11 protein-coding genes and 3 pseudogenes are annotated in these 14,513 nt (G+C 70.7%); 6 read left to right on the top strand and 8 right to left on the bottom strand.

What is annotated here, in order from left to right; translation table 11 throughout:
• Positions 1 to 3 precede the first annotated feature (3 nt).
• The 4 genes from ABT118_RS05735 to ABT118_RS05720 all read right to left on the bottom strand — a co-directional run bounded on the left by ABT118_RS05735 (position 4) and on the right by ABT118_RS05720 (position 4,454).
• Positions 4 to 1,122 carry a hypothetical protein gene (locus ABT118_RS05735; protein WP_350645180.1) on the bottom strand — a complete coding sequence of 373 codons (1,119 nt, stop codon included), beginning with the start codon at positions 1,120 to 1,122 and terminating at the stop codon, positions 4 to 6.
• A gap of 166 nt (positions 1,123 to 1,288) precedes the next feature.
• On the bottom strand, positions 1,289 to 1,621 hold the full coding sequence (locus ABT118_RS05730) for a hypothetical protein (RefSeq protein ID WP_350645178.1): 333 nt from the start codon (positions 1,619 to 1,621) through the stop codon (positions 1,289 to 1,291).
• Between the two features lie 453 nt (positions 1,622 to 2,074).
• The gene (locus ABT118_RS05725; RefSeq protein WP_350645176.1) at positions 2,075 to 3,457 is read right to left on the bottom strand and encodes an NAD(P)/FAD-dependent oxidoreductase; all 1,383 of its coding nucleotides are present in this window, start codon (positions 3,455 to 3,457) and stop codon (positions 2,075 to 2,077) included.
• 31 nt (positions 3,458 to 3,488) lie between these two features.
• Positions 3,489 to 4,454, bottom strand: a complete 966-nt coding sequence (locus ABT118_RS05720) for a spirocyclase AveC family protein (protein WP_350645175.1) — start codon at positions 4,452 to 4,454, stop codon at positions 3,489 to 3,491.
• A 676-nt stretch (positions 4,455 to 5,130) separates the two neighbouring features.
• Here ABT118_RS05720 and ABT118_RS05715 point away from each other — a divergent pair.
• The 3 genes from ABT118_RS05715 to ABT118_RS05705 all read left to right on the top strand — a co-directional run bounded on the left by ABT118_RS05715 (position 5,131) and on the right by ABT118_RS05705 (position 9,919).
• Positions 5,131 to 7,092, top strand: coding sequence for a M60 family metallopeptidase (locus ABT118_RS05715; RefSeq protein ID WP_350645174.1), 1,962 nt, complete (start codon positions 5,131 to 5,133; stop codon positions 7,090 to 7,092).
• 770 nt (positions 7,093 to 7,862) lie between these two features.
• Complete coding sequence (locus tag ABT118_RS05710; RefSeq protein WP_350645173.1) at positions 7,863 to 8,135, top strand: hypothetical protein; 273 nt, start codon at positions 7,863 to 7,865, stop codon at positions 8,133 to 8,135.
• Positions 8,136 to 8,446: 311 nt separating this feature from the next.
• Positions 8,447 to 9,919, top strand: coding sequence for a M60 family metallopeptidase (locus ABT118_RS05705; RefSeq protein WP_350645172.1), 1,473 nt, complete (start codon positions 8,447 to 8,449; stop codon positions 9,917 to 9,919).
• A gap of 444 nt (positions 9,920 to 10,363) precedes the next feature.
• Here the strand turns inward: ABT118_RS05705 and ABT118_RS05700 are convergent, their stop codons facing one another.
• On the bottom strand, positions 10,364 to 10,564 hold the full coding sequence (locus ABT118_RS05700; protein WP_350645171.1) for a hypothetical protein: 201 nt from the start codon (positions 10,562 to 10,564) through the stop codon (positions 10,364 to 10,366).
• Between the two features lie 245 nt (positions 10,565 to 10,809).
• Between ABT118_RS05700 and ABT118_RS05695 the strand changes: the two genes are divergently transcribed.
• Together ABT118_RS05695 and ABT118_RS05690 are read left to right on the top strand one after the other, a co-directional pair.
• On the top strand, positions 10,810 to 12,486 hold the full coding sequence (locus tag ABT118_RS05695; protein WP_350645170.1) for a tetratricopeptide repeat-containing protein: 1,677 nt from the start codon (positions 10,810 to 10,812) through the stop codon (positions 12,484 to 12,486).
• 54 nt (positions 12,487 to 12,540) lie between these two features.
• Positions 12,541 to 12,747 carry a ketosteroid isomerase family protein gene (locus ABT118_RS05690; RefSeq protein ID WP_350645169.1) on the top strand — a complete coding sequence of 69 codons (207 nt, stop codon included), beginning with the start codon at positions 12,541 to 12,543 and terminating at the stop codon, positions 12,745 to 12,747.
• A gap of 180 nt (positions 12,748 to 12,927) precedes the next feature.
• Here the strand turns inward: ABT118_RS05690 and ABT118_RS05685 are convergent.
• A pseudogene (locus ABT118_RS05685) lies at positions 12,928 to 13,062 on the bottom strand (expansin C-terminal domain-related protein); the annotation flags it as partial.
• Between the two features lie 180 nt (positions 13,063 to 13,242).
• Positions 13,243 to 13,626: pseudogene (gene lexA / locus ABT118_RS05680) on the bottom strand (transcriptional repressor LexA); the annotation flags it as partial.
• A 49-nt stretch (positions 13,627 to 13,675) separates the two neighbouring features.
• Here lexA and ABT118_RS05675 point away from each other — a divergent pair.
• Positions 13,676 to 13,792 (top strand): annotated as a pseudogene (locus ABT118_RS05675) (LexA family protein); the annotation flags it as partial.
• Here ABT118_RS05675 and ABT118_RS05670 read toward each other — a convergent pair.
• Positions 13,774 to 14,247 carry a hypothetical protein gene (locus ABT118_RS05670; protein ID WP_350646590.1) on the bottom strand — a complete coding sequence of 158 codons (474 nt, stop codon included), beginning with the start codon at positions 14,245 to 14,247 and terminating at the stop codon, positions 13,774 to 13,776. The pseudogene ABT118_RS05675 and the gene ABT118_RS05670 sit on opposite strands and share 19 nt — an antisense overlap.
• Positions 14,248 to 14,513: the final 266 nt, after the last annotated feature.

Genomic DNA, 14,513 nt, shown 5'->3' with positions numbered 1-14,513 from the left:
AGGTCAGTCGTCCTCGGACCGCACCAACTGCTCCTCGAACCAGGCACACCGACTCGGAGGACAGGCCGTACGGAGATGCCCCAGCGCCTGGTGAACCGAGTGCGTGTCATAGCCGGACGTGATCAGGCCCCGCGACAGAAGGACGTTGAGCGTGTGGCCGACCAGCCCGTCGCTCAGCCGCCAAAGCGCCCTCGATGCCTCCTCTTTGACCCGTGGCTCGGCCGTGGGCGAGGCCAGCAGGTCGGCGAGCGACGCCAGGGCCGGCATCCCGTCGGGCGGTGCGCTGTGCAGACACCCCAACGCCACCTCGGGGTTGGGGTGATGAAGGAAGACATTGGTCCAACTGGCGCGCAGGAGCGCCTGGGCCCGCTCCCCACTGCCGATGTACTCCGTGTGGCGAGCGTCCTCCGGCCATACGTACGGCAGTGTGCGCTGCCCGAAGAACCGTGCCACATCGATGTTCCATGGCAGACGCAGCGGCGCCATGCCCCACAGCTCGTCCCCCATCGGACTTGCGGGCAGCGTGACCGTCTGCTCCGCGTCGGGCCCGCCCGGCGTAACCGCGTGCTCGACAGGGCCGACAGCGGTATGGACCGCCATCCCTTCTCCGCAGACCTGGCAGGTGGTTGCGACCGCCGTACCGCCGGTCTGGTCGATGCCACTGCACACGGCGCACTGCAGTATCGAGCACGCACCGCAGCGCAGCCCGCCGCCTGTCTTCACCAGGAGCGCGAGCTTGTCGTAGGTGAAATGCACGGACACCGAGCTGGCCATCTCGTCATTGATCGGCAGCCTGTACGGCACGACGAAGAAGTCGCACCAGGCACACCGCGTGCCCGACGGCGAAGGGCTCTGGCTCCGCGGCCGCTCCGCCAACTCGATCGGCTCGCCGTTGGCCTCATCGAACAGGTAGATGAGGTCCCGCCCGAAGTTGCCCTCCGGGGTCTCCACGATGGTGTATACCAGCTCGTTCTTGACATGGGCCCCACGAAGAAATTCCAGCGCTGCCCGCCGGCTCAACCCGCCGTAGACGTGGTAAGTGGCCTGGCCTGTCCGTTCGGTCTGCTTGAAGCGAACGCCGGCCGGAAGCCCGTCACCCTCCCCGCGCTCCGACAACGACATACAACCCCCAGTGCGATCCCGAACCCCGACACCAGAAGCTTCAATGGCAACTGATGCGCAGTCAACTACACTCGGCAGAGGGAATCAGTAGAACATGCCGAGTGGTCACCGCACCGCCTTGCCCACCGCCGCACCGCGGGCCCGGATGCCAACACAGCGGAGGGGCCTACGCCCAGGGCACGATCCCCAGGGCGACCTTGCCTTTCGTGGTGTTCAGCTCCTGCAGGAGAGCATTGGAGATGTTCCCGCCGGGAAGCTCTCCCTCCGCGTCCATCCTGGCCAAGACCGCCATCATCAGGTCGTTGCTCGGCACCGTCGCGCGAATCCGGGACACGGTGAGCACGGCACCCGCGATGTCGTGCCCCAGGTTGCTCTGCACGTAGTCGGCAATCACCTGAACCTCACTGGGCTGGGGTTCCTCACCATTGTGGATCACTACGATCTTGTACACCTTCATCGCATACGCCTTTCTGTGGCCGCAAGGGGCGATCAGGTCCACAGTATCGTGATGGCCTTGCTGCTGGCGGCTCCCAACTGACCTCAATGCCATGGTGGTTGGCACCATATCCTGAAAGCAGCCGTGAGCGGCTTGGGCGCAGTGCCGCGACAGATCGGACACCACGCGACGGCTTGGAGTCGGCGGCGCGTGGCGGGGTACCTGGGCCGGCGCCTCCGATGGGCGGTTCGCCGCGGGCAGACAGGCGCACCCGCACCCAATTGAGTGGGCTTGTGCTCGCTCACGGCGACCAGCGTGCCGTCTACGGCGGGCGGCCCGCAGTCTCAGTCCACGCCTGTGCCCGCCCAGGGCCCGGCTCCTCCAGGCGACGGCGGGCCCGGTCACTGTCCGCTGGGGCCGGGAGCTCCGCCACGGATGCGGCGTCCGATGGGTTCGGCCTTCACCCGTGAGCCCTGCTGCGGCTTCGTGGTCGTGCGGCGGGCGTCGTCGGCGTGGTCACGGCAGCGGCGTCGTGCCGGGGTTCTGGCGGGCACTGTGCCGGGGCTGTGCGGACGGCAGTGCGAGGCGGGCCAGGACGGCCGGGGTGGCCAGGGTGAGGGGGGAGTCGAGCATGTTCATCGTGCGGGCGAAGCGCAGGAACAGAGCGGGGTCGTGGGGTATGCGGGCGGTCAGGGCGTTGAGGTAGCCGGTGGCGAGGCGGCTGGCGAGTGGGGTGTCCTGGGTGTCCCAGGCCCGGTCGGCGGAGGTGTTGAGCAGCCAGGGTGCGCGCACGAGTGCGGCGGCGGCGCGTTGGAAGGCCGGGCCGACGTCCGGTGGCTGCCCGGGGCGGCGGCCGGCGAGGAGGGTGTCGAGTGTCGTGCTCTGGAGGGCCGCGACGGTCATGCCCTGGCCGTAGACGGGGTTGAGCGCGCAGACCGAGTCGCCGAGGGCCAGGAGGCGCCCGGGCCAGTTCGGGACCCGGTGGTAGCGGTGCCAGCGGTTGGCCGTCGCGCGGGTGCGGCGCACCGGTCCCAGCGGTGTGCCGTCGTCGATGATGCGGGCGAAGTCGGGGTTGGCCAGGTTCGCGGCGTAGTCGTGGAAGCCGACGTCGTCAGTGGGCGGGGTGTGCCCGGCCGCGCCGATCAGCGCCAGGAGCCACTGGTCGGTGCCGATCCGGGCCAGGACGCCGCCGCGCGGGGCGTTGGGCGCGAGGGCGGGCTGGTAGGAGGCCGACCAGTCCCGGCCCGGGACGGGCGTCAGCGTGTAGCGGCGGGAGCTGTAGGCGACGTGGCCGTCGACCACCAGGCTCGGCGGGCACCGGTAGCCGGCCTGGGACAGCCACTGGGGCATCCTGCTGCCACGGCCGGTGGCGTCGACCACCAGGTCCGCGTCGACGAGTTCCTCCCGGTCTTCCCCTTCGCCACGGCGGTGCACGCCGACCGAGACGCGCCCGCTCGCGTGGTCGACGAGCAGCCGACCGGCGCGCGCGCAGTGGTCGAGGACCACCGGCCCGAGAGCGGCCACCCGGTCGCGGAGGATCTGTTCGAGCATGGTCCGTGCCACCAACTGGACGTCGAAGCCGGCCGGTGCGCGCGGCGCCCATCCGCCGGGGAAGCTGATGCGGGTCATCGCGCCGAAGTCGCCCACCGGGCAGTTGTGGGAAAGGAGTTGGGTCCGGAGCCCGGGGAAGAGCTTCTCGAGCTCCTGCGCGCCGCGTGCCAGCAAGGCGTGCGGGTGGTGGGCCTGCGGGACGCCCGGGCGGTGCCCGTCGTCGGTGCGGCGGTCCTGTTCGAGCACGGTGACGCGGCGGAAGTGTCCGGCCAGCACCCGGGCGGCGAGCAGGCCCGCGTAGCCGCCGCCCAGGACCAGGGCGCTGTCCCAGCGCGTGGTGCGGGTCATCGCGTCCTCCCCGTGCGGAGGCCGGTGGCGGTCACGGGGTGGTGGTGAAGTGGGCGGGCAGGCTGTCCGGCCCGCTGCCGGGCACCAGCGAGAGCAGGATCTGGACCAGCATGTAGAGCAGGACGGCCCCGTTCATCCAGGCGGTCACCGCCAGCAGCCGCACCCACGACTGCCTCCTCGGCGCCAGCTGCTCCAGGCCGCGTTCCACCACGCTCTGACCTCGCGTCAGGTGCTGGTGGCGCAGGATCGCCGGCAGCAGGACCACCAGGGCCGTGACAGGGGCCTCGTACAGCGGCCACTGGTACCAGTGGCCGGCGAACAGGGTCAGCTGGGGGATGGCGTGCCCCCAGATTCCGACGGCGAGCAGGGGGTAGATCTGGGTGAGCAGTGCCACCGTCAGGTAGGAGATGAGGTAGCCCAGGCCGTACAGCCGGGCCGTGGACAGGTGGGGGCGATGGGTGCCCGCGCGCCGGATGAGGTTGCTGATCAGCACGATGGCGGCGTAGAAGGCGCCGTACATGGGCAGCAGTGGCAGCCACAGCCAGCTGACGGTGTGGGCGGCTTCGCCCTGCCAGCCGGGCAGGTAGGGGCCGAAGGAGCCGGCCGGGGTGAGTGCCTGGAGGTTTTGCACGAACACCGGACGGGCGTAGTCCTGCACGGGGTCGAGCCAGGTGGACAGCAGCAGGCCGATGACGGCCGCCGCGTCGAAGGACAGCCGGCCCTCCGCGCGGCTCTGCCGCCAGACCCAGCCGACGAGCACCGCCAGGGTGATGACCACCAGTGCGGTGAAGACCCCTTGCAGCACCAACGCCGTGGTGGTGGCGGCGGGGCGGGACCCGGTCAGGCGGTAGCCCTCGTCCGCCACCCACCGTACGAGGAGCGCGAGTTGGGCCGCGACACACATGGCCCCGGCGAGTGCCCAGCCCCTCGCGGCGACCTGCGCGCGGGACTGCGGGCGGACGGACGCCAGGCCGGTCCCGGCGTCGGAAGCGCTCATGCCCGCCACCGTCCTCGCGCGGTCCTGGTGACGCGGGGGCGGAGGAGTCCGGGTCCGCCGGCCCGTTGGTGCTCCCGCGCGATGCCGCGGGCCGGGGCCCGCTCACTGGCTGAGGCCATGGTGTTTCCTTCCGGAGCGTTGGCAGGGCCTGGTGCGCCCGCACTTGGGCGGATCCGGGCCGCGGCCAGATGGTCCGCCGGCCCGGCCGTGTCCGAGGCGCAGTGGGCCGTGTCGGTAGGTGCGTGGAGCGCACCGCCAGGCCGGTGTCCACAGCGTCAAGTAACGCCCCCTTCGCAGCCGGGCGGAAGCCAGTGGCCCGCGCCGGATGTTGAATGTCGGGCGGCGTTGAAATCCTGACCCGCTCTCGTCCGTGCCCACGGAACGTGCGGTGCGCCTGGACAGGCGATGGCCGCTCGGGCTGCGCGAGCGGGCGCGTGCGCCGATCCTGCGGGCCGCTGCCAGACGCGGACCGGAGTGCCACCCTCGAGCAACGGGATGCGAGTTCACTCGCCTGCTCCGTGAGCGAAGCGACGATCGGGTGATCCGGGCCGTGAGACTGAGGGTCCCACCGGGGGGTCTGTCAGGAGGCGAGTCCATGCACGGTCCTCGAAGGCGTCCCGCACGAGCGGGTGCGGTCCTGGTATCCCTACTGTCCCTGTCCCTGGCGGCACCGGCCGTGGCAGTGACACGCGCCGGCACCGCCGCGAGCGCCGATGTCCGGGCCGAGGCCCCGGCGGTGACGCTGACCCCGCAGGGCGGCGGCATGGCCGCCAAGGGCCGGGGCGTCACCGCGAGCGCCCACTTCGCCTTCGGCCCCCGGGACGACACCTGGACGGTCGAACTGTCCGTCGCTCCGTCGCCGGGCCTGCGGACGTACTCCGTCGACAACGGCGGAGCCTCGTGCCCGGTGAAGGACCCCACCGCCACCACCGTGTGCTCCTACGGCTCGGGCTGGGCCAAGTCCAAGGCGCCGTGGACCTCCGACCTGGTCTTCACGGTCGACGCGCAGACCACGGCGCAGAGCGTGTCCGCCGACGTGGACCTGGTGCTCCGTGACCGGCAGGGCAGGGAGACGGGCCGGGCCGCCCACACCTACACCTGGCAGACCACCCCCGCCCAGCCGCCCTTCCAGCAGAGCCGCCCGGAGCTGTTCACCCAGCCCCGGACCCTCACGCTGCAGGCGCTGCCCTCCTCCGCCTCCGAGAAGGACCGCACCCAGCGCAAGTACCTGTGGCCGGACATCCAGCCCACCGGCTTCTACCTCAACCCGGGCCAGGAACTCGACGTCGAGCTGGACACGGCGCCCGGCGCCCCGCCGGTGAACCTCATGATCGGCACCTGGGACCTGGTCTCCGCCACCGACGACACCGCCACCGACCGGGCCAGACCCGCCACGCTCCGGCTCAACCCCGGAACCAACCACATCAGCGACCCCTTCGGCGGACTCCTCTACGTCCAGTACGCCAAGGACTCCCTGGACGCCACCGCGCCACCGGTCACCGTGAGCCTCGGTCAGAGCGCCGTGCCCGTCCCCTACTTCCGCCAGCACCAGAGCACCAACGCGCAGTGGCGCGCCATGCTCGAGGCCAGCACCCTGCCCTGGGCCCAGTCCAGCGGCGACCACATGACGCTCACCACCACGCGCGACAGCGCCATGACCTACCGGGCCACCGACCAGAACGCCCTCCACGAGAACTACAGCCACATCTGGAAGGTCGAACAGGACGTCGCCGGCTTCGACGACTCCAAGCCCGCCCACCGCGTCGGCCCGCTGCGTCAGTTCCTGGTGGAGTCCAACAGCACCAACGCCGGGGGCAACCGCAACTCCGGGAACTACCGCATCGCCTTCCCCCGCAGCCAGAACTACATGGGCGGCGCCCTCGACCCCGCCCAGGTGCGCAAGGCCTGGGGCACCTGGCACGAGATGGGCCACGAGAACCAGCAGACCTGGACCTGGACCGCGATGACCGAGGTGACCGTCAACCAGTTCTCGCTCGCGGTCCAGCGCAACACCCCCGGCCTCACCGACGCCGACCCCAACACCTGGAACGACGCCTGGAAGTGGCTCCAACTCCCCAAGGACCAGCGCGACTACGACTGCGTCCCGCTCAACATGGAAGGCGGCACCCAGGAGGACCCCTCCTGCCCCTACTCGCAGCTGTTCACCAAGCTCGTCATGCTGGAGCAGCTGCGGGTCGCCTACGGTGACGCCGCGCAGGCCAAGGTCTACCAGCTGACCCGCGAGAACAAGCCCAAGTTCACCGACGACCAGTCCAAGCGGAACTACTACATGACCACCGCCTGCACCGCCACCGGCCACGACCTCAGCGCCTTCTTCACCACCTGGGGCGTCGCCGGCAGCCAGGGCGTCTGCGCACCGCTCGGCCTGCCCCAGCCCACCGGCGACCTGACCCGCATTGCGGTCCGCGGCGGCGGACAGCCCCTCACCACCACCGGCAACATCACCCTCGACCTCCCCGGCAGCCGCTACGCCACCGGCACCGTCGTCCACGCCACCACCGACCCCACCGGGTTCACCGGCTGGCAGCTCGACGGCAAGCCCGCCGGCACCGCCAACCCCCTGCCCGTCACCATGAACGGCCCCCACACCCTCACCGCACTCCACACCACCCCCTGACCCACCCACCACAGCGCCCCTGCCGGGCGGCAGGGGCGCTGTGGTGTGCTGTGGGGGCCGAGGAGGGGATGGGATGCCCGGTGGGGTGCTGCCGCTCACGGCGCCGATGCTGCCCCGGGCGTCCGGTCAAAGGGGCGGGCGGCCGGGGCAGGACGCGGGAGCGGTCTCCAACCGCCAGGGCCTCGGGGGCGGTCCGGAGCGGGTTGGTCGCCCGGAGCCTGTCCGGCACGGCGTACCGGCCGGACCGGCCCCGGGTTCCGCCCGCCGTGCCGGGTGACCGTGGGGGTTCTCACGGCCGGCTGGGCGGGCAGACGCTGCCCTGGTTAGAGGCGCCGACCGGAACAACGAGCGAACCGGCGCCGAGGAAACGGTTCGGCACGTCCGCGAGGCCGCAGGAGGGTGCTTTTCACCCCGTGGTCTCCCGCCGGGGCCCCGGCCCTGCCTGCAGCAGGAACAGCCGGCGCCGGACCCCCACACGCCGGCCCTGCCAGCGCACCACGGGTCTGCCTTGCCATCGCCCCCGCCACAGTTGGTGCTCTCCCGCGGCCACCAGCCACATGTCCGCCTTACGACGAAACGGGTCATCAACCACAGGCACGTCCTCGGTCCCCAGCCCGCCGCCTCACCTCCGGCGCACCGATGCGGCCGGCACAGGCCGGTTCTGTGGATCCGCGACCTTCCCGCGTTGCGGCCGCTGCGCCGAAGCCGGCCGGCGCGACCGCCCGCCGCGCCGGCCGGAACCAAGTGGGGCGCTTGGCGTTGGACACGGTATGACCGACCCCGACCCCGACCGCGCCCTCGGCGCCGCCCGGCGAATGCGCCGCGACGCCGCACAGCTCGCGTCCTCCATCGCGCGCGTGCTGACCATCCTGGACAACGCCGAGCCGCACCTGCGGCAGCCGCTGCAGACCGCGCTGGAGAACGCCATCGCCCCGCTCGCCCCGCCCTTCCTCTACGCCCGCTACCAGCTCGGCGACACCGCCCAGCAGGTCAACACCCTCGGCACCAGCCACCTCACCCCCGACGCCCCCGCGGCCACCTGACCAGCCGTCAGCCACAGGCGCCCCGTGCGGGGACCGGCCGAACCGGTGAAGCCCGCCCCGTCCAACCCCCCGAGACCCGACCGGCACAGGACCTCTTCCGGCCCGACGTGTGACAGGCCGCAAGGCCCGGTCCTGCGGCGGGAAGCCTCACCGGGGACCGGCGGCCGTGGTGCGCGCTCGCACCGGTGGCGGTCAGTCACTCCCCGGGTGTCCTCGGGTCGCGGTGTGTGGTGGTGGTCGGAAGACTCCGAGGTGCCGGACGCCGCACCCGACCGGGGGGTGGCGCCACGCTGTTCCGGAAGGACACGCCCGTGACCTCAAGGGTCCGCTCCCGCCGAGTTCTCCTGGCCGCCTGCTCGATCGTCATCGTCGCCACCGTCACGCCGCTGTCGGCACTCCCCGCCACCGCTGCCACCGCCGGTGCGGTCACCGCGGTGGCCCCCGCACCGGACGCGGTGGCCCTGGACCCCGCGCTGGTGCTGGCCCGGGGCGACGGGTCGCCGTCGGTGTTCTACCGCAAGACCCGGGAAACGGTGGAGATCTCCGCGGTCCCGCTGGACACCGCTGAAACCGCGCGGCTGGCCACGGTGCCGGGCCAGCATTTGAGCCAGGTGGTGGCCGCCGGGTACTACCTGCCCAAGGGCACCGATCTGGTCCTGGACGTCGTGATCCCGCCGGGCGGGACGCTCACGGTCGGCATCGGCACCCCGGACATGACGATCGCCGACACCGGGGACAAGGCGAAGGGGGAGATGCGGTTCACCGACGTCTCCGCCTCGGGCCGCGTCACCGTCACCGACACGTACGGGGTTGGCGGCGAGGTCTACCTCGCCCTGACCGGCCCGGTCGCCGCCGGACAGCACGCGAGGGTCGCCTTCCCTGCCAGCTCCGGCGCCCGGCCCCTGCCGTTCTTCCAGTGGGGTGTCACCACCCCCGCCCAGTTCCGCCAGCAGCTGGGCGACCTCCCCGACGCGCCCCGCGCGCAGCTGATGGGCCCGCACACGCTCCTCACCCTGGAGCGGGCCACCGCCCTGAAGTACCAGGACCAGGACCAGGACCGGCTCCTGGCGATCTACGAGAAGGCGATCGCCGCCGAGGACGCCTTGGTGGGGCTGGACGGCTCCTCACCCCGGCACAGCCGAAGCCCTCTGCCCTTCCACTTTGTATTCAGCGACTACCTGGACATCGGCGGGGCGTACACCTCCAAGGGGTTCATGGCCATCGGCCCGACCTGGACCTACTGGAGCCTCAAGCTCGCCGAGCTCGCCAAGCCCGACCACGAGGCCGTGTGGCACGAGGTGGGGCACGTCCAGCAGCCCCGGGCCGTCTCCGGCACCGGCTACACCGAACGTGATGTCGACATCTACGGCAACGCCGCCATCCGCGCCGTCACCGGCCAGCCCGGACTGGACAAGTCCACCTGGGACAAGGCCCTCGACGACATCGCCGGATGGAAGGCTGGGGTCGACGACGCGGCCAAGCGCAGCGACGCCCACCGCTGGTCCCAGGTCGCCTGCCTCGACCAGATCCGCATCCAGTCCGGCGACCGCTACTGGGCCGACATGCACAAGCTCATTCGCGACAACGCCTTCCCCACGCTCAAGGCCCAGGGCGACACCGCGTTCCCCGTCTACGCCAGCGCTGCCGCCGGCTACAACGTCGCACCCCACTTCGAACGCTGCGGCTACCCCGTCACCCCCGACGCCAAGACCTACCTCACCACCCTGAACCTCCCCACCGCCCCCGCCGAACTCCCCACCCGCAGCGAATGGCCCCAACCCTGACACACCCCCACGGCGGCCCCGCCGGAGCACCAGCGGGACCCAGCCGCCCGGCAGCTCGAAAGGTCGGAGCGAAACCGCGCCGACCTGTCACGCGGATGGATCGGGTGGATGTGCAGAGGGCCCGGATTGCGAAGGCTGTGGCGGGAGGTTCCGCAAGGTGGGACCGGGCATGTACGAGATCGTGACCGAGAATCGCCGGCTCAGCAGGTAGGACCGGAACGGTCCGCAGCTCCCTGACAGACCTTCAAGACGCGGCGATCCAACTGGCCTTCTTCCAGGTAATGCAGAGGCCGTCACCTGCAGGTGGCGGCCTTCCGGCTGTGTGCGTGGCCGCTCGGAAGGTGCCGTGAGGCCGATGTCATCGCCAGCTCGGGCGCCCTCGCACACCCTGCCAAGACGGGCCGGCGGGAGAAGAGAATCCCTCCCGCCGAGCCGCCTGTCGGGTCAGCTGATCAGTGAACGCAGGACGGGGACGCTGACGCCGAAGGCGGTCGCCCCGGCGAGTACGGCAGTGGCCACGGAGCTGCCGCTGAAGAAGGTCAGTCCGCCGCCGACGAGGCCGATGAAGGCGGCGGCCAGGAGGACGAGGGCTGCGTAGACGCTGAGGAAGGACTGGTCTGAGTGGTTCGGGCGCTGCGAGGTCATGTTCTCCTCCACGGATGCTGCCGGGCCGGGGCCCGGGTTCCTGCTGTGTGCCAGGTGGCGGGAAGGAGATGTGGTTGGTCTTGGTAGTCCCAACCCGACGGTGGCATCACCGCAGGTAAGGTCCGGACAACAGCGGGTTGTCCCGGGACAGCCGGGACAAGAAGGGGGCCCGTTCAAAGGGGTGGGAGCAGGACGTGACGGAGCGCAAACGTGGTGGGAGACCGTGGGCGCCGGTGCGAACCCAGGTGCCCGAGCTCAAGGCCCTGGCGGAGTTCCTGCGTAAGCAGATCGACGACAGCAGGCTGACGATGACCGAGGTCGCTTCGAAGGTCGGCTACTCCAAGAGCCAGACGGGGCTCTACCTGGCGGGCAAGCTGCCTCCCGAGGAGTTCGTGACGACACTGATCGACGTGACGGTGCGTGAGCCCGCCCTGCACCGGGTCCGGCTGGCCCGGGGCAGGGAGCTGTTCCTGGCGGCCCGCTCCCCCAGCATCTCGGTCGGGCAGGCCGGCGCCTCCGGCCCGGGGGCCGAGCTGGAGCTGCTGCGCGCCCAGCAGGTGGAGGTCTACAAGGAGCTGACCGCCTCGCAGCGCCAGGTCAACGACCTCCTGATCGCACAGCGCAACTCCCTGCAGCTGGTCGTCGTGCTGACCGGGATGATCGGCGCGCTGTCCGACCGGGTGGAGAGCCTCACCGCGGAGCGGGAGCACCTCCTTGAGATCTCGGCGGACCCCCAGGTGATGGAGCGGATGCAGATCCGTCTGGTGCGGGCGTTGGACCAGGAAGCGCGAGCGAAGGAGGAACTGCAGCTCGCCCGGGAGAAACAGCGGCAGGCCGAGGAGCTCGCCGTGGTCGCCCAGCAGCGGACGGCGGAGCTCATCGACGAACTCGACCGCCTGCGCGTCGGGGACACCGGCCAGCAGCACGCGCAGCTCGCGCCCACCGAAGCGGCCGGGGAGCCCGCGCCGGCGGACCTGGTGGGTGATGACTTCGAGACCGTCCTGGCCCGCGTCATGGCCATCAACGAGACCGACGACCGCACCATCCGGCGCATCGCCGACGAGCTCCACGATCCGGACGAGGATCCCCCCGCCGCGCTCGTCCAGCACCCCGCGGGTCGGCCCGCAGTGGTTGTCCCGGTTGTCCTGGACAACCGGCAGAGCGACTCCGACCAGGCGGTAGCCGCAGGTACAGCGGCTCTCATCGCCTTCTTAAGCCCCGCCTCGGGCCCCCTCCTCAGCGGCATGGCCCGGCTCGGAGCGATGACCGGGCGCAACGACAGCGCGGCACAGGCGTACGCGGAGCTGGTCGACAGGGACACCCGCGTGTGGGGCCCCGACCACACGCGCACACTGAAGCGGCGCCAACAGCTGGTCCAGCAGCTGAGCCAGTCAGGCCAGATGGGAGAGGCCGAACGCGTCGCAGCCGAACTCGTCAAAGACCTTGCCCGCGTCCACGGCCCCGGTCACCACAGCACCTTGTCGGTGCGCCGGCTGCACGCCGAGGCCGTCGGCAGCCTCGGCCGGACGGCGGAAGCCTCCGCCCTGTTCGCCGACCTCGCCGCCGACTACAGCCGTTCCCCGGGTCCTGATCACAGCGACACCCTCAGGATGCGCGAGCTGCACGCCGACGCCGTCGCCAGCCTTGGCAAGACGGCGGAGGCCGCCGCCCTGTTCGCCGACCTTGCCGCCGACTACAGCCGTGTCTGGGGCACCGACAACGTGTTCACGTTGCCGGTGCGCTACAAGCACGCCTGCCTCGTCAGGGAGACCGGCAACCCCCAGGAGGCAAAACGCCTCCTCGAAAAACTCCTCCCGGACGCCAGACGACGCCTGAAGCCCTTCGACTCCCTGGCCCTCCAAATCGCAGCCACCCACGACAGCTTCCACCCGACCAACCCGGACGACACCCCGAACAAGTGAACCCACGGGTTCAGCCAGACCCTGGCTGTCGACCGGTCCACCAGCCAGCTGGCCGTGACCAAGCACCAGGTGGACGTCATCGACGCGCAGCCCAGCCCCGGGGACGGCGTTCTGATCCACGTGACCGGTACCTTCTCCATCGACGGCAGCGCCGACGCCCTGCCCTTCGCCGACACCGTGAATCTGCTGCCCGACCCCGACCCCGACCGGCCCGGCCGCTCCTACATCCACAACCAGATCCGCCGCGTGGTCCCCGTCTGAGGCCCCGCGGCCGGGCCGGACCGCCTCGTTGGCGTACTCGCCTGCCGCGGCCTCATTGCCGTGTGTGCGCGGAGAGGGCCGCCACCCCCGACGGGGGTGGCGGCCCTCCCTCTGGCGTACGGAGGTGGGGTCAGAAGCCGGGTGCGGTGACGGGTCTGGCCAAACTGTGAGGTCGGCGGTCACCTGCCAGTTGGCGCCTGAGTTGCGTTCCATGGTCATCCAGGCCGTGTTGGTGCCCTTGATTTCGACCTTCGTGGTGCTGGCCCGGGAGTTGGAGTCGACGTTGATGAGCAGGAAGTAGGGGTGGCCTTGCATCTTGTAGCGGATGGGCAGGTGACAGGTTCCGCGACAAATCGGTGACAGCCACCGCGACCAGAAGCGTCGAAAGCCGCAGGTTGGCCAGTGCTCCGAGTGACGCCTATCTCGACCAGTCACATCTGTCCCCGTCCGGCGACCTGGGGACGGCCACGGCGGGGAAGGGTGGTGCTTCTCCTCTCAGAGGCGCCGAAGGACTGCCACGACCTTCCCCAGGATGACCGCGCCCTCACCCACGATGGGCTCGTAGAGCCGGTTCTGGGGCATGAGCCAGATCTTGCCGTCCTCGCGCTTGAGGCGCTTGACGGTGGCCTCGCCGTCGATCATCGCGGCCACGATGTCGCCGTTCTCGGCCACCGGCTGGCGGCGCACGGTGACCCAGTCGCCGTCGCAGATGGCGGCCTCGATCATCGAGTCGCCGCGCACGGTGAGCGCGAACAGCTCGCCCTCGCCGACCAGCTGACGGGGCAGCGGGAAGACGTCCTCGACCATCTGCTCGGCCAGGATCGGACCGCCGGCGGCGATCCGGCCGACCAGCGGCACGTAGGCGGCGGAGGGTCCGGTCACCGAGCTCGCACCGGAGGCCTTCTGCCCGATCTGGTCATCGGCAACGTACCCGCCGTCGATGCGGGAGATCGGCCAGGCGGTCGGCCTCAGCTCCACATCTTCCGTCGCGCACCAGCTCAAGAGCCTGGAGAAGCGCGGCTACGTCTACACCGACCCGCACCGCCGGCTGCGGTCCGCACGAGTCGGCAGGCGCCTCACGTCCAGATCGCCCAACAGGTGCCCGTTCACTCCCCGCACCGAGCACTGGTGAACGTAGAAGCCCTTCAAGCAGGCCGCGAGAACCTCCAGCGCCGAGGCACCGTACGGACGCTTCGGCGGGACCCGCCACGGCTGCCCGAACGGCATCGGGATCTCGGCCCCCACCGCCCCCATGTACCGGTGAAGATCAAGAAGCCCCACCGTCTCAGTCCCAAGACCCTCCCGCACCCGCCACCGCAGATGATCCACCAGGAAGTACGCGTAGGTCCTCTGCGTCCCACGGCCCTCGAACTGCCGTAGGAAGCCGTCCGCTTCCTCGTCCACCAGGCCGTCCGGCCACAAGATCGTGTAGGAGTACCCGCCACCAGCCCGTGGAATCTCCTGAACCCTCAGATCCCCCAGCACCAACCCGCTGACCAACAGTCACTCCTGACGCCGCACTCCAGTACGTGCAGGATCATCCCGAGACGGTTGGTAAACCATTCCAAACCAGACCAGAACAACACTCTGACAGACCATCAGGAGCGTGGATCAGTAGTCGGTAAACGAGATGACCGCGCGCTGGCGGTCCGTCAGCCCGTCGTCACCGCGCCGGGCACCGGGCGGCCGGCCGCTGGAGGTACGGGCGTTGGTGGGGTGCTCGGACATGGCTGCCTCTCAGGGGTTACAGGTGAGCGTATCGCGGC

It is taken from the genome of Kitasatospora sp. NPDC002040, from assembly GCF_040296785.1.
In the GTDB taxonomy this organism is placed as follows: Bacteria; Actinomycetota; Actinomycetes; order Streptomycetales; family Streptomycetaceae; genus Kitasatospora.
The sequence above is the reverse complement of the archived record's forward strand: the minus strand, read 5'-3'. Positions and strand labels throughout refer to the sequence as shown.